This is a genomic window from Microbacterium sp. C23T, assembly GCF_053345975.1.
Window position 1 is genome coordinate 48,817 of record NZ_JBKFBD010000012.1, and the last position, 17,599, is coordinate 66,415.

General features: G+C 70.1%; 16 protein-coding genes. 5 read left to right on the plus strand and 11 right to left on the minus strand.

Features of this window, described 5'->3' with window-relative positions:
- The first annotated feature begins 111 nt into the window (after positions 1–111).
- The gene (locus tag ACLBXX_RS08510) at positions 112–1,518 is read left to right on the plus strand and encodes an NAD(P)/FAD-dependent oxidoreductase (RefSeq protein ID WP_447657668.1); all 1,407 of its coding nucleotides are present in this window, start codon (positions 112–114) and stop codon (positions 1,516–1,518) included.
- A gap of 121 nt (positions 1,519–1,639) precedes the next feature.
- On the opposite strand, the gene ACLBXX_RS08515 is transcribed toward ACLBXX_RS08510, so the two are convergent.
- Positions 1,640–3,118: a helix-turn-helix domain-containing protein gene (locus ACLBXX_RS08515; protein WP_387139194.1), complete on the minus strand. Its 1,479-nt coding sequence runs from the start codon at positions 3,116–3,118 to the stop codon at positions 1,640–1,642.
- Between the two features lie 232 nt (positions 3,119–3,350).
- On the opposite strand from ACLBXX_RS08515, the gene aceB reads away from it, so the two are divergent.
- Both aceB and ACLBXX_RS08525 read left to right on the plus strand, forming a co-directional pair.
- Positions 3,351–4,991 (plus strand): malate synthase A, encoded by a 1,641-nt coding sequence (gene aceB, locus ACLBXX_RS08520; RefSeq protein ID WP_447657727.1) that lies wholly within the window; start codon positions 3,351–3,353, stop codon positions 4,989–4,991.
- Between the two features lie 34 nt (positions 4,992–5,025).
- Positions 5,026–6,621 (plus strand): isocitrate lyase, encoded by a 1,596-nt coding sequence (locus tag ACLBXX_RS08525; RefSeq protein WP_387139197.1) that lies wholly within the window; start codon positions 5,026–5,028, stop codon positions 6,619–6,621.
- Between the two features lie 59 nt (positions 6,622–6,680).
- On the opposite strand, the gene ACLBXX_RS08530 is transcribed toward ACLBXX_RS08525, so the two are convergent.
- The 5 genes from ACLBXX_RS08530 to ACLBXX_RS08550 all read right to left on the minus strand — a co-directional run bounded on the left by ACLBXX_RS08530 (position 6,681) and on the right by ACLBXX_RS08550 (position 10,820).
- Positions 6,681–7,319 (minus strand): response regulator, encoded by a 639-nt coding sequence (locus ACLBXX_RS08530; protein WP_387139200.1) that lies wholly within the window; start codon positions 7,317–7,319, stop codon positions 6,681–6,683.
- Complete coding sequence (locus ACLBXX_RS08535; protein WP_447657669.1) at positions 7,316–8,578, minus strand: sensor histidine kinase; 1,263 nt, start codon at positions 8,576–8,578, stop codon at positions 7,316–7,318. Before ACLBXX_RS08535 ends, ACLBXX_RS08530 begins: the two co-directional genes overlap by 4 nt.
- 30 nt (positions 8,579–8,608) lie before the next feature.
- Positions 8,609–9,475: an ABC transporter permease gene (locus ACLBXX_RS08540; protein ID WP_447657670.1), complete on the minus strand. Its 867-nt coding sequence runs from the start codon at positions 9,473–9,475 to the stop codon at positions 8,609–8,611.
- Positions 9,472–10,365, minus strand: a complete 894-nt coding sequence (locus tag ACLBXX_RS08545) for an ABC transporter ATP-binding protein (RefSeq protein ID WP_447657671.1) — start codon at positions 10,363–10,365, stop codon at positions 9,472–9,474. Before ACLBXX_RS08545 ends, ACLBXX_RS08540 begins: the two co-directional genes overlap by 4 nt.
- 116 nt (positions 10,366–10,481) lie before the next feature.
- Positions 10,482–10,820 (minus strand): hypothetical protein, encoded by a 339-nt coding sequence (locus ACLBXX_RS08550; RefSeq protein WP_310285167.1) that lies wholly within the window; start codon positions 10,818–10,820, stop codon positions 10,482–10,484.
- Between the two features lie 150 nt (positions 10,821–10,970).
- On the opposite strand from ACLBXX_RS08550, the gene ACLBXX_RS08555 reads away from it, so the two are divergent.
- Positions 10,971–12,173: a pyridoxal phosphate-dependent aminotransferase gene (locus tag ACLBXX_RS08555; protein WP_447657672.1), complete on the plus strand. Its 1,203-nt coding sequence runs from the start codon at positions 10,971–10,973 to the stop codon at positions 12,171–12,173.
- Positions 12,174–12,532: 359 nt separating this feature from the next.
- Complete coding sequence (locus ACLBXX_RS08560; RefSeq protein ID WP_447657673.1) at positions 12,533–13,429, plus strand: endonuclease domain-containing protein; 897 nt, start codon at positions 12,533–12,535, stop codon at positions 13,427–13,429.
- A gap of 485 nt (positions 13,430–13,914) precedes the next feature.
- On the opposite strand, the gene ACLBXX_RS08565 is transcribed toward ACLBXX_RS08560, so the two are convergent.
- Genes ACLBXX_RS08565 through ACLBXX_RS08585 form a run of 5 tightly spaced genes read right to left on the minus strand, consistent with a single transcriptional unit; the run spans position 13,915 to position 17,578 of the window.
- Positions 13,915–15,051, minus strand: coding sequence for a UDP-N-acetylmuramate dehydrogenase (locus ACLBXX_RS08565; protein WP_447657674.1), 1,137 nt, complete (start codon positions 15,049–15,051; stop codon positions 13,915–13,917).
- Between the two features lie 3 nt (positions 15,052–15,054).
- The gene (locus ACLBXX_RS08570; RefSeq protein WP_387139221.1) at positions 15,055–15,468 is read right to left on the minus strand and encodes a MaoC/PaaZ C-terminal domain-containing protein; all 414 of its coding nucleotides are present in this window, start codon (positions 15,466–15,468) and stop codon (positions 15,055–15,057) included.
- A complete protein-coding gene (locus ACLBXX_RS08575) occupies positions 15,465–15,914 on the minus strand; it encodes an FAS1-like dehydratase domain-containing protein (RefSeq protein ID WP_387139224.1) in 450 nt (149 codons plus the stop codon). Before ACLBXX_RS08575 ends, ACLBXX_RS08570 begins: the two co-directional genes overlap by 4 nt.
- Before the next feature lie 9 nt (positions 15,915–15,923).
- Positions 15,924–16,763, minus strand: coding sequence for a sulfite exporter TauE/SafE family protein (locus ACLBXX_RS08580; protein ID WP_447657675.1), 840 nt, complete (start codon positions 16,761–16,763; stop codon positions 15,924–15,926).
- A complete protein-coding gene (locus ACLBXX_RS08585) occupies positions 16,760–17,578 on the minus strand; it encodes a DUF2510 domain-containing protein (RefSeq protein WP_447657676.1) in 819 nt (272 codons plus the stop codon). Before ACLBXX_RS08585 ends, ACLBXX_RS08580 begins: the two co-directional genes overlap by 4 nt.
- Positions 17,579–17,599 lie beyond the last annotated feature (21 nt).

Consider the following 17,599-nt stretch of genomic DNA (forward strand, 5'->3'; position numbering starts at 1 on the left):
ACGCACCTGCGGGCATCCGCCGTACATCTGTGACGAACGAACACGAGGATCGGACGAATCGACGCATCCCGCCCGATGCCGGGGACAGGGTGCGGCGATAGCCTGTGGCCCGTGTCGACCACCGCCCGAGACAATGCCGACGTGCCCAACGGCGACGTCTCGTGGTGGTGGCGGAGCCTCGGCGGCACGCCGACCCCGCGCGCTCCCCTGGCCGGCGACCTCGACGTCGATGTGGCCATCGTGGGCGGCGGCTACACCGGACTCTGGACCGCGTACTACCTGAAGCGCGCGCAGCCCGACCTCCGAATCGTCGTGCTCGAGCAGCGCTTCGCCGGGTTCGGGGCGTCCGGTCGCAACGGCGGGTGGCTGACCAACACCGTCACCGGCGGGCGCGAGCGCTACGCCGAGACGCACGGCCGCGATGCGGCGATCGCGCAGCAGCGCGCGCTCAACGACACCGTCGACGAGGTCATCGCCGTCGCCGCGCGCGAGGGCATCGACGCCGACATCGTGAAGGGCGGCGAGTACGGCGTCGCCCGCACGCCGGCCCAGCTCGCGCGCCTGCGGGCGTCCGTCGCAGGTGAACAGGCCTGGCCGCACACGGATGTGGAGCTGCTGGATGCTGCGGCTGCAGCATCCCGTATCCAGATCGCCGGATCACTCGGCGCCGCGTGGCATCCGCACTGCGCCCGGGTGCACCCCGCAAAGCTCGTGCGCGGGCTCGCCGACGCCGTCGAGCGGCTCGGCGTGCCGATCTACGAAGCGACGCACGTGCGGGAGATCGCGCCCGGCCGTGCGCTCACCGACCGAGGGACCGTGCGCGCGACCCACGTGCTGCGCGCCACCGAGGGCTTCACCGCCGACCTCCGCGGCGAGCACCGCACGTGGCTGCCGATGAACTCGTCGATGATCGTGACCGAGCCCCTGCCGGCCTCGTTCTGGGACGCGGTCGGCTGGGACGGGTACGAGACGCTCGGCGACTTCGCCCATGTGTACATGTACGCGCAGCGCACGGCCGACGACCGCATCGCCTTCGGCGGCCGCGGCGTGCCCTACCGCTACGGGTCGCGCGTCGACACCGAGGGCACGACGCAGGCGCGCACGATCGCCTCGCTCACGCGGCTGCTGCGCGAGTTCTTCCCGGATGCCGCGGGGACGCCCATCGCGCACGCCTGGGCCGGCGTGCTCGGCGTCCCGCGCGACTGGGCCGCGACCGTCGTCCACGATCGGGCGACGGGCCTCGGCTGGGCGGGCGGCTACGTCGGCACCGGCGTCACCGCGACGAACCTCGCCGGCCGCACGCTCGCCGACCTCGTGCTGGAGCGCGACACCGAGCTCACCCGTCTCCCCTGGGTCGGCCACCGCGCGCGGCGCTGGGAGGTCGAGCCGCTACGGTGGACCGCCGTGAACGCGATCTACACCGCGTATCGGATGGCGGACCGGTTCGAGGCATCCGGATCCTCCGACCGCACGGCGTGGCCCGCCCACGTGGCCGACGTCGTCGCGGGCCGCCACTGACCCGGGCGCCGGCCCGCCCGCGTCGCTGCCTGCGCACCCGCTGCAGTTTCCTGCACCTGCTGCGTCGCGCGACGCAGCACTCGCAGGAAAGTGCAGCACTCGCGCGCGCTCACGACCCGGCTCAGCGCGGGGCGTGGGCCTCGAGGAACTCGTAGACGTCGGTCGTGTCGACGCCGGGGAAGGAACCCGTCGGCAGCGTCGCGAGCAGGGTCCGCGGCGTGCGCACGTTCGGCCATGACTGCTCGCGCCACGACGCCTCGAGCTCGGCGGGGGCGCGCCGGCAGCACACCTCGACCGAGTGCTTCGAGACCCCGCGGTTCGGAGTGTCGCGGCCGAGGAACCACTTCGTGTCGTCGAAGCGCACGCCGACGCTGATCGAGTGCGCACCCTCGCTCGAGAGCTCGACGCGGGCCGTGCACCAGTAGGTGCCGTTGCCGGTGTCGGTGTACTGGTAGTACGGGTTGAAGTGGTCATCGACGTCGAAGACGACGCGCGAGGTCCACTTGCGGCAGCACATCTGGCCCTCGATCGCGCCGAGGCGGTCGGTCGGGAAGTTCACGTCGTCGTTCTCGTAGACCTTCGTGATGACCCCCGACTCGTGCACCTTCAGGAAGTGCACGGGCAGCCCCAGGTGGACGGTCGCGAGGTTGGTGAAGCGGTGCGCGGCCGTCTCGTACGACACCGAGTAGGCGTCGCGGAGGTCCTCGATCGAGAGCGAACGGTCCGCCTTGGCCTCCTGCAGGAACGGCACGGCGTGCGCCTCGGGGATGAGCAGGGCGCCGGTGAGGTAGTTCGTCTCGACCCGCTGACGCAGGAAGTCCGCGTACGAGGTCGGCTCGCGGTGCCCGAGGATGCGGCTCGAGAGCGCCTGCAGCACCGCCGTGCGCGGGTCGCCCTTGGTGGCGAGACGGCTCGACAGGTACAGCCGGCCGTTCTTGATGTCGGCGACCGACCGCGTCGTCTGCGGAAGATCGGGCACGTAGTGCAGGGTGAAGCCGAGGTGCGCGGCGATGTCGGAGGCCGTGCGCTGGGTCAACGGACCGCCGGGGTGATCGACCGCATCGAGGATGCCGCGAGCCTGCTGCTCGAGCTCGGCGAAGTAGTTGTTCTGCGTGCGCATGAGCTTGCGCAGCGCCACGTTCGCGCGTCGCGCCTCTTCGGGAGTCGCCGCGCGCTCGTCGCGCAGCCTCTCGATCTCGCCCTGCAGCGCGAGCATCGCCTTGAGCGCCTCGGTCGGCACCGTCTTGCCGATCCGGAACGGCGGGATGCCCAGCGCCTGGAACGTCTGGCCGCGCATCGCCCGCTCGAGCGAGATCTCGAGCGTCGCACGCTCGTCGAGCGGCTCGGACTCGAGGATCGCGTCGATCGACGAACCCAGTGCCCGCGCGATCGCCTGCAGCAGCGTCAGCTTCGGCTCACGGCGTCCGTTCTCGATCATGGACAGCTGGCTCGGGGCGCGGTCGACCGCGGAAGCGAGCTCTTCGAGCGTCATGCCGCGGTCGGTGCGCAGCTGCCGGATGCGGCGGCCGATGGTGAGGGGATCCACCTCCTCATCGTCCGGGACTTCACCGCGCACATCCGAGGTCAACGTCGTCGTCATGCGGCGATTCTGTCACGAAAGCAGAAATACCGGAAAACTTCACACCCGGATTCGTCGGGTACACCCCCGAACTTCACCCCAGAGTGGTCTCACGCCCCACCACCGATCCACACAGAACGAGGATCACCGGATGCCTCGGCCCGGCCCACACGCCGGGCAGAGGCATCCCCCACACACTCAACGCCGTCGATCACAGGAAGGCAGGGACATGACACCTGCGACCGCCACCCCGATGCGTACGCGCACCGGCCCCATCCCCACCCAGACCCACGAGCCCTCGATCGAGATCGCCGGCCGCCTCGGCCCCCGCTACGACGAGGTCCTGACGCCCGAGGCGCTCGCATTCCTCACCGAGCTGCACCACCGCTTCGGCGCCCGCCGCCACGACCGGCTCGCCGACCGCATGCGCCGCCGCTTCGAGATCGGCAACGGCCACGACCCGCAGTTCCGCGACGACACGCGCCACATCCGCGAGGATGCCGAGTGGAAGGTCGCCGGCGCCGGACCCGGCCTGGAGGACCGTCGCGTCGAGATCACGGGCCCGACCGACCCGAAGATGACGATCAACGCGCTGAACTCGGGCGCCAAGGTGTGGCTCGCCGACCAGGAGGACGCCACCAGCCCGACCTGGAAGAACGTCATCGAGGGCCAGCTGAGCCTGCGCGACGCGATCCGCGGCGAGCTGTCGTTCACGAGCCCCGAGGGCAAGCGCTACGAGGTCACGGCGACCGAGACGCCCACCATCGTGATGCGTCCGCGTGGATGGCACCTGCCCGAGCAGCACATCCGCTTCACCGACCGCACCGGCCGCACGATGGCCGCGTCCGGCTCGCTCGTGGACTTCGGCCTGTACTTCTTCCACAACGCGAAGCAGCTGATCGCGAACGGCCGCGGCCCCTACTTCTACATCCCCAAGCTCGAGTCGAGCGAAGAGGCGAAGCTGTGGGACGACGTGTTCACGTTCAGCGAGCAGTACGTCGGCATCGCCCACGGCACCATCCGCGCGACGGTGCTGATCGAGACGCTGCCGGCCGCGTTCGAGATGGAGGAGATCCTCTTCGAGCTGCGCGACCACATCGCGGGCCTGAACGCGGGTCGCTGGGACTACATCTTCTCGATCATCAAGAACTACCGCGGTCGGGGTGCCCGCTTCGTGCTGCCGGACCGCAGCGAGGTCACGATGACCGTTCCGTTCATGCGGGCGTACACCGAGCTGCTCGTGAAGACGTGCCACAAGCGCGGTGCCTTCGCGATCGGCGGCATGAGCGCCTTCATCCCGAACCGCCGCGACCCCGAGGTCACCGAGCGCGCGTTCGAGAAAGTGGCGGCCGACAAGAAGCGCGAGGCCGGCGACGGCTTCGACGGCACGTGGGTCGCGCACCCCGACCTCATCCCGGTGGCCCGCGCCGAGTTCGACGCCGTGCTGGGCGATCGCCCGAACCAGCTCGACCGCCAGCGTCCCGAGGTCGAGGTGGCGGCAGCCGATCTGATCGACGTCCACATCGGACGCCCGATCACGACGGCGGGAGTGCACGGCAACGTGTCGGTGGCCATCCGCTACATCGAGGCGTGGCTGCGGGGCCTCGGCGCCGTCGCCATCGACAACCTCATGGAGGATGCCGCGACCGCCGAGATCAGCCGCAGCCAGGTCTGGCAGTGGATCCACCAGGACCGCACCACCGAGGACGGCACGCCGATCACGCGGGAGTCGATCGAGGCACTCGTCACGCAGGTGCTGGCCGAGGCGGATCGCCGCGAGGGCGACCGGTTCGACGACGCCGCGGACATCTTCCGCGAGGTCGCGCTCGGCCAGGACTTCCCGGCGTTCCTGACGCTCCCCGCCTACGCGAAGTACCTCGTCGAGACCGACTGATCCCCCGCTCCCCGAGACCAACAAGGAAACGAACATGACTGCCTACCAGGACGACATCGAAGCCATCCGGGCGCTCAAAGAGCGGCACGGCTCGAGCTGGGATGCCATCGACCCCGAGTCCGCCGCCCGCATGCGGGCGCAGAACCGCTTCCGCACGGGACTCGAGATCGCCCAGTACACGGCCGACATCATGCGCCGCGACATGGCCGAGTACGACGCGGACTCGTCGGTCTACACCCAGTCGCTCGGCGTCTGGCACGGCTTCATCGGGCAGCAGAAGCTCATCTCGATCAAGAAGCACCTGAAGTCCACGAACAAGCGCTACCTCTACCTGTCGGGGTGGATGGTCGCCGCGCTCCGCTCCGAGTTCGGGCCGCTTCCCGACCAGTCGATGCACGAGAAGACGGCGGTCCCGGCCCTCATCGAGGAGCTCTACACGTTCCTCCGTCAGGCCGACGCCCGTGAGCTCGATCTGCTGTTCACGCAGCTCGACGACGCGCGCGCCGCCGGCGACGACACCGCGGTCGAGTTCATCCAGTCGCAGATCGACACCTACGAGACCCACGTGGTGCCGATCATCGCCGACATCGACGCGGGCTTCGGCAACCCCGAGGCCACGTACCTGCTGGCGAAGAAGATGATCGAGGCGGGCGCGTGCGCCATCCAGATCGAGAACCAGGTGTCGGACGAGAAGCAGTGCGGCCACCAGGACGGCAAGGTCACGGTCCCCCACGAGGACTTCATCGCGAAGATCAACGCGGTCCGCTACGCCTTCCTCGAGCTCGGCATCGAGAACGGCGTGATCGTGGCCCGCACCGACTCGCTCGGCGCCGGGCTCACGCAGAAGCTCGCGGTCACGCACCAGAGCGGCGACCTCGGCGACCAGTACAACTCCTTCCTGGACGTGGAGGAGATCTCGGACGCCGACCTCGGCAACGGCGACGTCGTCATCAAGCGCGACGGCACGCTGCTGCGCCCGAAGCGGCTCGCCAGCAACCTGTACCAGTTCCGTCCGGGAACCGGCGAGGAGCGCGTCGTGCTCGACTGCATCACGTCGCTGCAGAACGGCGCCGACCTGCTGTGGATCGAGACCGAGAAGCCGCACGTGGAGCAGATCGCCGGCATGGTCGACGCGATCCGCGAGGTCATCCCGAACGCGAAGCTCGTCTACAACAACAGCCCGTCGTTCAACTGGACGCTCAACTTCCGGCAGCAGGCGTACGACCTCCTGGCGGAGCAGGGCGAGGACGTCTCGGCCTACGACCGTGGCGACCTGATGAACGTCGCGTACGACGACACCGAGCTCGCGCGGGTGGCCGATGAGAAGATCCGCACGTTCCAGCGTGACGGCGCCGCCCGCGCCGGGATCTTCCACCACCTCATCACCCTGCCGACGTACCACACGGCGGCCCTGTCGACCGATGACCTCGCGAAGGGCTACTTCGGGGACGAGGGCATGCTCGCGTACGTGAAGGGCGTCCAGCGTCGCGAGATCCGCGAGGGCATCGCCACGGTGAAGCACCAGAACATGGCGGGAAGCGACATCGGCGACAACCACAAGGAGTACTTCGCCGGCGACGCCGCCCTCAAGGCCGGCGGTCAGCACAACACGATGAACCAGTTCGGCTGAGCCTGGAGAACGACGGATGCTGCGACCCGGCCGGGTCGCAGCATCCGTCGTTCGCGTCGTCAGCGCTGGACGAGCAGTCCGCGCTCCATCGCGAGGGTCACGGCGCGCGTGCGGTCGGCGACGCCGAGCTTCTCGAACACCTTGAGCAGGTGCGTCTTGACCGTCGACTCGCCGATGCCCAGGACGACCGCGATCTGCTTGTTGCTGTGGCCTGTGGCGACCAGCCGCAGCACGTCGAGCTCCCTCGCGGTCAGCACCGTCTCGGGCTCCGGCCGCCGCATGCGCTCGACGAGCCGCACCGCCACCTGGGGCGAGAGGGCCGACTGCCCCGCCGCCACCGAGCGGATGCCGGCGACGATCTCGGCCTGCGGTGCGGCCTTCAGGAGGTACCCCGTCGCTCCGGCCTCGATGGCGGCGAGGATCTGGTCGTCGGACTCGTAGGTGGTGAGGATCAGCACGCGCGGCGGCGGGTCGCCCGCCTCTCCCCCGGCGATCCGGGCGGTGGCGGCGACACCGTCGACGTGCGGCATCCGCAGGTCCATCAGCACGACGTCGGGACGGGTCGCGCCCGCGAGACGCACGGCTTCATCGCCGTCGGATGCCTCGGCCACGACCTCGAAGCCGGGCTCATCCGAGAGCAGTCCGGCGAGGCCGGCGCGCACCACCGGGTGGTCGTCGGCGATCAGCAGCCGGATCACAGGCGATCTCCCTTCGTCCGCACGGCCTCGGCCGGCGCATCTCCCATCATGGCGGGCATGACAGGCACCGGCGCTCCGGCACCCCGTTCGTCCTGCGACACCGCAGGAAGCCTGACCGTCAGGGTCGCGCCGTGGCCCGGGGTCGAGGCGACGTCGAACGTGCCGCCTGCGAGCGCCACACGCTCGCGCATGCCGTCCAGCCCGAACCCGCTCGTGGGCCGCGAGGTGTCGAAGCCGCGTCCGTCATCGGTCACCTCGAGCACGGCGGCGCCGTCCGCCGCGACCTCGACGCGCACCGTCACCTCCGCCGCGGCCGCGTGCTTGGTCACGTTCGACAGCGCCTCCTGCAGGCAGCGCAACAGCACCACCTGGGCCTCGCGGTCGAGCTCGCCCTCCACGCCGGCGGTGTCGAGGGCGATGCGCGCCGTCCCGTGCTCCCGGAACCGCTCGATGAGGCGCTCGACCGCGGCACCGAAGGCCGCCTCACGGGGAACGGCCGCCGTGCGGGCGACGAGCGCACGGGACTCGGCGAGGGCGTCGCGCGCGACCTGCTCGACCGTCGCGATCGTCGTGGCCGCAGCATCCGTCTGCCCTTCCCGAGACTGACGACCCGCGCGCTCGGCGAAGATCACCAGCCCTGCGAGGGTCTGCGCCAGGGTGTCGTGGATGTCTCGTGCCAGGCGCTCGCGCTCGGCGGAGGCACCGCGCTCGCGGCTGAGCGCCTCGACCTCGGTCTGCGCCGCCGTCAGCTCGGCGAGCAGGCGCTCGCGCTCCTCGCCGTACTCGGCGATGCGGGCGATCCAGAGGCCGATGGCGATCGCGAAGGAGAGCGAGAAGACCGCGGTGGTCCCGCCGGCGAGCAGGGAATCGAGGTTCGCGCCGTAGCCGAAGCTCGCGCCGATGAAGACGCTGCCGGCGATGACCGCCGAGCCGCCGATTCCGCGCCTGCGGGAATCGCCGATGACCCACACCAGCGGGTAGGCCAGGGTCTGGAGCATCGCCATGAACGGGGCCGCGCCGGCACCGATGCCGGCGGCGACGGCCGCCACCGACAAGAAGGCCGGGTACCGCCACGCCGCGCGCGGCGGCTCGATCGCGTCGCGGCCGATCAGGGCGTAGCCCAGAGCGAAAAGGCCGATCGCGGCGAGCGCGATCACGGTGCGGGCCGGGGTGGCCGGTGGGAAGAGGAAGACGAGCGCGATCGCGATGACGGCCGACACGATCGACACGATCGCGTCCCACCCGCGCTTCGTCAGCATCGTCCCTCTTCCCCTCGGCCCACCCGCAGGCTACGCGTCGCGCCGGATCCAGCGGAAGGTGATCCGCGAGAGCACCAGACCCACGATCAGCCAGATGCCGAGGGCGATCGCGACGCCGGCGAGGTTCCACTCGCCGTTCTGCTCGAGCGTCGCGTAGTCCTCGGGCAGGAACACCGCGCGCATGCCCTGCGCCATCCACTTGAGTGGGAAGAGGCCCGCGACGTTCTGCAGCCACTCCGGCAGCTGCGAGAACGTGAGGTACACGCCGGAGATGAACTGCAGCGCGAGGGCGATGGGCACGACCACCGCGGTCGCGCTCTTCGCGGTGCGCGGCACGGACGACAGCGCGACGCCGAGCAGAGCCGACGTCGCGATGCCGAGCACGAACACCCACGCGAACGTCGCCCAGCGCGCGGGCTCCGTGGGCAGCTCGACCCCGAGCACGGTGGACGCGAACACCAGCAGCAGGGCGGACTGGAGCACGCCGGTGACCAGCACCTGACCGATCTTGCCGATGAAGTAGCTCACCGGCGACAGCGGCGTGCCCCCCAGACGCTTGAGCATGCCGTCGGACCGCTCGATCGCGATGTCCATCGCCAGATTCTGGAACCCCGACAGCAGCAGGCCTGCGGCGATCATGCCGGGCAGGTACAGCTCGGCCATCGAGATCGGCGGCACGCCGGGGGCGATCTGCACGTCGCCGTCCGAGCCGAACGCGACGCTGAACAGCCCCAGCATGAAGACCGGGAAGAGGAACGTGAAGAACAGCGTGTCGCCCGAGCGGAAGTACTGCATCAGCTCGAACCGTGTGCGCCAGACGCCCACGCTCAGGACGTTGCGGCGTGCGCGCCGCGGACGGACGCCCGCGGCGCGGGTCTTCTCGACGGTGGCGCTCATCGCACCGCTCCCTTCTTCTCGACGGCCGCACCCGCGGCAGCATCCGCGGTGGTGTCACCGACCATCTCGAGGTAGACGTCCTCGAGGCTCGGCCGCACGATCTCGAGCTCGGCGGGCGCCTCGCCCAGCCGCGCCGCCAGGGCGGTCGCGAACGCGAAGGGGTCGTCGGAGCGCTCGTGTCGCAGCATCCCGTCCTCCACCCATCGCACGATCGGAACGCGCGCGGCCGCGCCGCCGAACCCCGCGACGGGTCCGATCGCGCGCAGCCGCCCGTCCGCGATCACCGCGACCCGATCGGCGAGCTGTGCCGCCTCGTCGAGGTAGTGCGTGGTCAGCACGATGGTCGTGCCTTCGGCCTGGAGGCGCCGGATGAGCTCCCAGAACTCGCGACGCGCGTGCGGATCGAAGCCCGTCGTGGGCTCGTCGAGGAAGAGCAGTTCCGGGCGACCGATGATGCCGAGGGCCACATCGACGCGGCGCTGCTGCCCGCCCGAGAGCTTCGAGATGCGCGTCTTCGCCTGCGCCTCGAGGCCGACGGCCGCGATCACCTCCTCGACGTCGCGCGGGTCCGGATAGAAGCCCGCGAACTGCCGCAGCTGCTCGCGGACGGTGACGAGGCCGGACTGGCCGGTCGACTGGAGCACGATGCCGAGCCGGGCTTTGAGGTCGAGCCCACCCGTGGCCGGGTCGACGCCGAGCACCTCGACGTCGCCGCCCGTGCGGCGCCGGTACCCCTCGAGGATCTCGACGGTCGTCGACTTGCCGGCGCCGTTCGGCCCGAGGAGGGCGAAGGTCTCGCCGCGCTCGATCTCGAACGACACCCCGTCGACGACGGTGCGGTCACCGTACGTCTTGCGCAGGTTCCGCACCCGCACCGCTTGTGTCTGCATGCTTCCAGCGTCACGGATGACGGATGCTGCGCCCAGCGGTCATCCGCAGGAGACGGCATCCCCCATTCGGTGGATGCCACCGTCCACCTGGCTGCCGCGCGGCGGCGTAAAGCGGATCAGTGGCGCGAGGCGACCATCACCGGGACCGGCACCGCGCGGGCCTCGGCATCCGCTCGCTGTTCGGCACGGAGCATGCGCTGACCGCGGATGCCTCCCGCCAGGGCCCACGCGAGCAGCCACACCCCCGAGCCGACCGTGACGATGAACGCGACGCGCAGACCGACGTCGGGGTCGAGCAGCAGCACGAGGCTGATCAGGGCGACGAGGCCACCGAGGATGGCGCCCGTGGCGCCGATGATGGTCAGCACGCACCCGCGCGCGAGCCACCAGGCGATCCCACCGGCGATGACGAGCACGATGGCGAGCACGACGGCTCCCCAGATCCAGGCGTCCACGACGCACAGGGTACCGCGTCGCCGGGCCGATCCGGAAGAGCGCTTACCCATCGGACGATCCGTCGCGTCGCACGTGCATCCCGCACACGAGCAGGCCACACGTCCGCAATCGGCGCTGAAGCCTCCCGTCACGCGGACTACGCTCGAACCGTGACAGAACGCGCACCGCTCTCCCGCAAGCTCTCCGCCATCGCCGAGTCCGCGACCCTGAAGGTCGATGCCAAGGCGAAGGCTCTGCAGGCCGCCGGCCGGCCCGTCATCTCTTATGCGGCGGGCGAGCCCGATTTCGCGACGCCGCAGTTCATCGTCGACGCGGCCGCGGAGGCCCTCCACAACCCCGCGAACTTCCGCTACACGCCCGCCGCCGGTCTTCCCGTGCTGCGCGAGGCGATCGCCGCGAAGACGCTCCGCGACTCGGGTCTCGAGGTCGATCCGTCGCAGGTCATCGTCACCAACGGCGGCAAGCAGGCCGTCTACCAGGCCTTCCAGACCGTCGTGAACCCCGGCGACGAGGTGCTGCTGCCGGCCCCGTACTGGACGACGTATCCCGAGGCGATAGCGCTGGCCGACGGCATCCCCGTCGAGGTCTTCGCCGGTGCCGACCAGGACTACAAGGTCACCGTCGAGCAGCTCGAGGCCGCCCGCACCGACAAGACCACGGCGCTCGTGTTCGTGTCGCCGTCGAACCCGACCGGGTCGGTGTACACGCTGGAGGAGACCGAGGCGATCGGCCGCTGGGCCGTCGAGCACGGCATCTGGATCATCTCGGACGAGATCTACCAGAACCTCGTCTACGAAGGCACGCGCGCCGTGTCGATCGTGGAGGCGGTTCCGGAGGCCGCGGGCCAGACGATCCTCGTCAACGGCGTCGCGAAGACCTACGCGATGACCGGCTGGCGCCTGGGCTGGATGGTCGGCCCGAAGGACGCCATCAAGATCGCCGGCAACCTGCAGTCGCACCTGTGCTCGAACGTCAACAACATCGCGCAGCGCGCGGCGCTGGCCGCCCTCTCCGGACCCCAGGACGAGGTCGAGCAGATGCGACAGGCCTTCGACCGCCGCCGCAAGCTGATCGTCGCCGAGCTGTCGAAGATCGACGGCGTCGAGGTGCCGACGCCGCTCGGCGCCTTCTACGCCTACCCCGACGTGCGCGGACTCCTCGGCCGCGAGTGGGCGGGTGTCACGCCGACGACCTCCCTCGAGCTGGCCGACCTCATCCTCGAGAAGGCCGAGGTCGCCGTTGTCCCCGGCGAGGCCTTCGGCCCCTCCGGCTACCTGCGCCTCTCGTACGCCCTCGGCGACGACGCCCTCCTCGAGGGCGTGCAGCGCATGCAGCGCCTCTTCGCCTCGTAAACCCTTTCGGAACGCGGATGCCTCGGGCTCGAGGCATCCGCGTTTCCTATCTGTCCGCGCGCCGCGCCCGTTTCCCGCCCCTCCCACGGGCGTTGGGCCCCAGGTTTTGGCGAGTCGCCACGAACCGCTCCTGCGACCGTTGCATTTTGGCGATTCGCCAATACAAGCGGAGCATCCACCCCTCGCGGAATTTGGCGAGTCGCCAGCTTCCGCTGCCTGATCACCCTGCTTCTGGCGAGTCGACTGAATTCCTCGCCGACGTTGACGCCCGTTCCTCCCCAGCGCCGGCTGCGGCGCAAGATTCCCGGAAATCTCGGGTTCGTTGCGGGCACCGCGTCCCGTGCGATGACGATCGACAGATGCGCGACTGGCACCTCCCGTCTCACCTCCTTCCAGGCTTCACGGTGCGCGAGGCACGTGAAGCAGGGGTCGCTCCCTCGCAACTCTCGGCGAGGTCGCTGCTGCATCCGTTCCATGGCGCTCGAACAACGAGGGAACTGAGCCCGATGGCGCGCCTCGAGCTCCTGATGCGTGCCCTGCCCTCACATGCGTTCGTCTGCGGTCCGACCGCGGGTGTGGTGCTCGGGGTACCCCTCCCCGTCGCGCTGCAGGACGACGCGTTCCGACGACCGACGATCGGGGTGCCGTATCCGAGCAACAGAATTCGAGGACGGCGGGTCCGCGGACGATCTCTGCAGATCGCGGACGAGGAGCTGCTGATGAGGCGGCGCGTTCGCATGACCCGTCCATCGCGCACGTGGCGCGACCTCTCCGCCGAGCTGGAGCTTCCTGCTTTCGTCGCCGTGACGGATTACCTCATCGCGCGCAATCGACGCCGTTGCACGATGGACCAACTGACGGCAGAACACGCCCGAGCACCGCGTTCACCTGGGGCGGGGAACCGGCGCCGCGCCCTCCAGCTCTGTTCGGAGCGTTCGGAGTCACCCCGTGAGTCGGAGCTCCGTTGCATTCTCGAACTGGCCGGCCTCCCGAGGCCTGAGTGCAACGTCGAGATCTATGACGGCACCCGATTGGTGGGCCGCGTCGATATGTTCTACCGCGAGCAGAAACTGATCATCGAGTACTACGGCGATTACCATCGCGATCCGGATCAGTGGAGCCGTGATGAGATGCGTCGCGCCGAACTGGAATCACTCGGCTATCGATTCACGGTCGTCACCAGGCGTGACTTCGACGACCTGCCCACCCTCGCGGCGCGCATCCGCCGACTGCTCGCCGCATCGACCGCGAGCTGATCTGCAGCAACGCACCCCGCGCGTGAACCGCCGCGACGTCCGTCGGCCGTCGGCCGCCTGTATCGTGGACGCTTTTGGCGACTCGCCAAGAGCTCGGGCGAACGGGCGTGTTCTGGCGACTCGCCAAAAGCCACAGCGAACGCCGCCTGTTCTGGCGACTCGCCAAAAGCTAGGGCGACGCCCTCAGTCAGCGATTCGCCAAGAATCCCCGCGAATTGCGTGGACTCTGGCGACTCGCCAAAAGCGATAGCGAATGCCGCCGGTTCTGGCGACTCGCCAAAAGCCACAGCGAACGCCGCGTGTTCTGGCGACTCGCCAAACGCCACAGCGAACGCCGCGTGTTCTGGCGACTCGCCAAAAGCTAGGGCGACGCCCTCAGTCAGCGATTCGCCAAGAATCCCCGCGAATCGCGTGGACTCTGGCGACTCGCCAAAATGCAGAGTCCTCGAGCCAAGGAGGGGGCGGGCGGATGCCTCGGCCCGGGGCTAGAGCTCGACGTTCAGCAGGACGGGCTCGGGCTGGAGGATCAGGCCGAACTCGGACTGCACGCGACCCTGGATGAAGCGGGCCAGCTCGGCGAGTTCGGCGGCGGTCGCATGACCCCTGTTCGTGAGCGCCAGGGCGTGCTTCGTCGACAGGCCGGCGCGCGAGCGCGGCAGCTTGAAGCCCTTGCGCACGCCGGCGTGCTCGATGAGCCAGCCGGCGCTCACCTTGACGTCGGACTCGACCGTCGTGGGCGCGGGAACGTAGCCGTCGAAGTTCGCGAGCGGGATGACGAGCACCGGGTCGAGATCGGGATGCACCGGCCAGCGCGGGCACGCCTCGGGGAGCGTGCGGGCGAAGGATGCCGAGACCACCGCGTTCTGGAAGAACGACCCGGCGCTGTACGTGTCGGGGTCGTCGGCGTCGAGCACCATGCCCTTGGTGCGCCGGGTCTCGAGGATGCGCTCGCGCACCCAGGCGAGGGTCGTCTCGTCGTCGGGACCGAGGCGCAGCGCCGTACGGAGCTGATCGCCGGCGATGCGACGGGCGCCCTGGCCGATGTCGGGGAGGTCGAGCGTCACCGAGAGGATCACCGCGCGCCGCGCGGGCACCGAGCCGTAATGGTGTTTGAGGACGGAGGTCCGGAACCCCAGCCCCAGCTCGGCGGCGGGAACGGTCGACACTTCGCCGGTCGACTCGTCGAGCAGCTCGACCTCACTGAGGGTCTGCACGATCTCCTGGCCGTACGCACCGATGTTCTGCACCGGGGCAGCGCCGACGGTTCCGGGGATCCCCGACATCGCCTCGATGCCGCCGAGCCCTTCGGCGACCGCGAAGCCGACGAGGTCGTCCCAGTCGTGGCCCGCCTGCACCCTCAGCCGCACGCGTCCGGGCAAGGGCGACGGCATCCGTTCGATGCCCTTCGTGAGCACGCGCACGACGGTGCCGTCGAAGGGCTCGTCGCCGACGAAGAGGTTCGACCCGCCGCCGAGCACGAGCCACTCGTCGCCGGAGGCCCAGACGTCGCGCAGGGCGGCGACGAGCTCATCGGTGGTGTGGGCGTCGATCATGCGCTCCGGCGTGCCGCCGGTGCGCAGCGTCGTGAGCCGCGCGAGCGGGATGGGGGTGACGTCGGGCATGCGTCAGATGGTCCGGACGCGCACCTGCGCCTTGACGAGCACAGTGGCACCCTCGAACGACACGGTCAGGTCGATGCGGGCGGACTCCTCGTCGACCGCGCCGACCTTCGCGACGACGGTCACGTCGGCTCCGGTCTCGGGGTCGACGACGACGGGCTTGGTGAAGCGCACGCCGTACTCGAGGATGCGGCCGGTGTCGCCGACCCACGACTCGATCGTGCCGACGGCGAGCCCCATCGTGAGCATGCCGTGGGCGAGCACGCCCGGCAGGCCCACCGCAGACGCCACGTCATCGCGGTAGTGGATCGGGTTGAAGTCCCCGGAGGCCCCGGCGTAGCGCACGAGCGACTCGCGCGTGAGGTGCACGGTCCGCTCGGCGACGACGTCGCCGACGGTCAGGTTCTCGAGCGCGCTCATGCCTCGCCCTCCCCCACGAGCAGGACGGACGTCGTCGTGACGACGTGGTCGCCCGCGGCATCCGTGATCTCGGATTCGCTCGTCACCATTGCGGCCGCGCCCATGGCACGGATGCCGGTGACTGACAGCTTCGCGGTGAGCTCGTCGCCCGCCACGATCGGCCGCGAGTAGCGGAACTTCTGCTCGGCGTGCAGCACGTTCTTGAGGACGATGCCCGAGTCGGGCTCGCCCAGCAGCTGCTGGAGCGTCGCGTCGGTCACGACGATCGCGAAGGTCGGCGGCGCGACGACGTCGGCGTAGCCGAGCGCCTGCGCGGCAGTGAGGTCGGTGTGCTGCGGGTCATCGGCGAAGACGGCGCGCGCGAACTCGCGCACCTTCTCGCGACCCACGAGGTAGGGGGTCGTCGGCGGGAAGTCGCGGCCGACGAGCTCGGGGTTCACTGGCACCAGGCCATCCTACCGAGCGGCATCCCCCGACCCGGCCGGGCCGGCCTCCGGGCGAGGGCGCCCGCGCCAGGCCCGCAGGCCCATCTGCACCGCGATGATCACGAGGTACGCGGCGAAGAGCATGTTGCCGACGAAGGGATCGATGAGCGTCGCCGCCCACGCGCCGAGCGCCGTCGTGGTGCACGCCGCCACCCCGACGACCGCCGCCGCGACGAGGTCGACGTTGCGTCGCCGGATGTTGCCGACCGTGCCCGAGAGGGCCGTCGGGATCATCATGAGCAGCGACGTGCCCTTGGCCACGAGGTCGCTGGTGCCGAACAGCACCATGAGCGCCGGAACCACGATGATCCCGCCGCCGACGCCGATCAGCCCCGACAGGATGCCGGTGACCACACCCAGCACGACGAGCAGGACTCCGCTCAGCCAGGTGAGGGAGAACTCGGCATCGCGGGACGGGATCACGATGAAGAGGCTGACGATCACCGCGGCGAGGAAGCCGACGAACGCCCACCGCAGCACCGTCAGCGAGAGCCGCGGGAGCAGCCAGGTGCCGATCTGGGCGCCGAACACCGCACCCGCCGCCAGCAGCAGGGCGGGGATCCAGGCGACCGAGCCGTGCACGGCGTACGAGACGACGCCCACCGTCGCGGTGGGCACGATCGCGGCGAGCGATGTGCCTGCGGCAAGTCGCTGGTCGAAGCGGAGGAACAGCACCAGGAACGGCACGATGACCGTGCCGCCGCCCACGCCGAACAGGCCAGACAGCAGCCCTGCGAGCAGGCCGATGCCGATGCAGGTGAGGTAGAACCGAGCGTCGTGGAGAGGGCGCGCCGTCTCGGGCGGGGTCATTCGTACGACAAGTCGTCGATGACCCACTCGCCGTCGGCCTGCACGAGCGTGTAGTGGTACACCGTGGCGCCGGGCGCGGGGTCGGTCGGCTGGCCGTCCTCGTCGATGAGCGCGGTGTACGTCTCGTTCGTCGTCACCGCGACCTGGTCGCCGATGGTCTCCACGTCGGTGACCTTGATCTCGTAGTCGTCGAAGTTCTCGTCGAAGGCGGTCGCCTGGGACTCGAAGGTGGCGCAGTCGAGCAGCCCGACGGTGTCGCGGAAGTCCTCGGACGTGGCGGCGGTGAACGAGTCGCAGTCGCCCTCCTGCCACGCGTCGTCGTACAGGCCCACGGTCGCGACCGCGGCGCGCTCGTCATCGGACTGACCGGAGCTGTTCGCGGTCGACGCCGAGAGCAGCAGCAGCGGGATCACGACGGCTGCGGCGATCACGATGCCGAGCAGCACCACGCCGAGCACCACCCACACGATCCAGAGCTTCGAAGTGCGTCGCGGCTCGGTCGCCGCGGCGAAGCCGCCGCCGGCGGGAGCGATGCCTGCGGGCGTTCCGGGATACACGCCCTGCGGATACCCCTCGACCGACGCGTACCCCTCCTGCACCGGGTACGGCGGCGCCGCCGGGGAGGCGGGCTCCGTCGCAAACAGTTCCGGCGCGCCCGGCTCAACGGCCTCGGCCCCGGCGACGATCTCGGCCTCGGTCGGGGCCGGCGACGCCTCCGGGTCGGGCTGAGCGACGTGCTCCGTCCACTGCGTGCCGTCCCACCAGCGCATCGCGCCGTGACCGTCGTCGTACCAGCCGGGAGGAGTCGTCGTCATCCTCAAACCCTATCCCCGCGA

Bases quoted from the DNA above. Each gene is read 5' to 3' on its own strand.
- ACLBXX_RS08540 (WP_447657670.1), bottom strand. From the start codon at position 9,475: ATGAGCGCCACCGTCGAGAAGACCCGCGCCGCGGGCGTCCGTCCGCGG.
- ACLBXX_RS08525 (WP_387139197.1), top strand. From the start codon at position 5,026: ATGACTGCCTACCAGGACGACATCGAAGCCATCCGGGCGCTCAAAGAG.
- ACLBXX_RS08570 (WP_387139221.1), bottom strand. From the start codon at position 15,468: ATGAGCGCGCTCGAGAACCTGACCGTCGGCGACGTCGTCGCCGAGCGG.
- ACLBXX_RS08515 (WP_387139194.1), bottom strand. From the start codon at position 3,118: ATGACGACGACGTTGACCTCGGATGTGCGCGGTGAAGTCCCGGACGAT.
- ACLBXX_RS08545 (WP_447657671.1), bottom strand. From the start codon at position 10,365: ATGCAGACACAAGCGGTGCGGGTGCGGAACCTGCGCAAGACGTACGGT.
- ACLBXX_RS08535 (WP_447657669.1), bottom strand. From the start codon at position 8,578: ATGCTGACGAAGCGCGGGTGGGACGCGATCGTGTCGATCGTGTCGGCC.
- ACLBXX_RS08560 (WP_447657673.1), top strand. From the start codon at position 12,533: ATGCGCGACTGGCACCTCCCGTCTCACCTCCTTCCAGGCTTCACGGTG.
- ACLBXX_RS08585 (WP_447657676.1), bottom strand. From the start codon at position 17,578: ATGACGACGACTCCTCCCGGCTGGTACGACGACGGTCACGGCGCGATG.
- aceB (WP_447657727.1), top strand. From the start codon at position 3,351: ATGCGTACGCGCACCGGCCCCATCCCCACCCAGACCCACGAGCCCTCG.
- ACLBXX_RS08580 (WP_447657675.1), bottom strand. From the start codon at position 16,763: ATGACCCCGCCCGAGACGGCGCGCCCTCTCCACGACGCTCGGTTCTAC.
- ACLBXX_RS08565 (WP_447657674.1), bottom strand. From the start codon at position 15,051: ATGCCCGACGTCACCCCCATCCCGCTCGCGCGGCTCACGACGCTGCGC.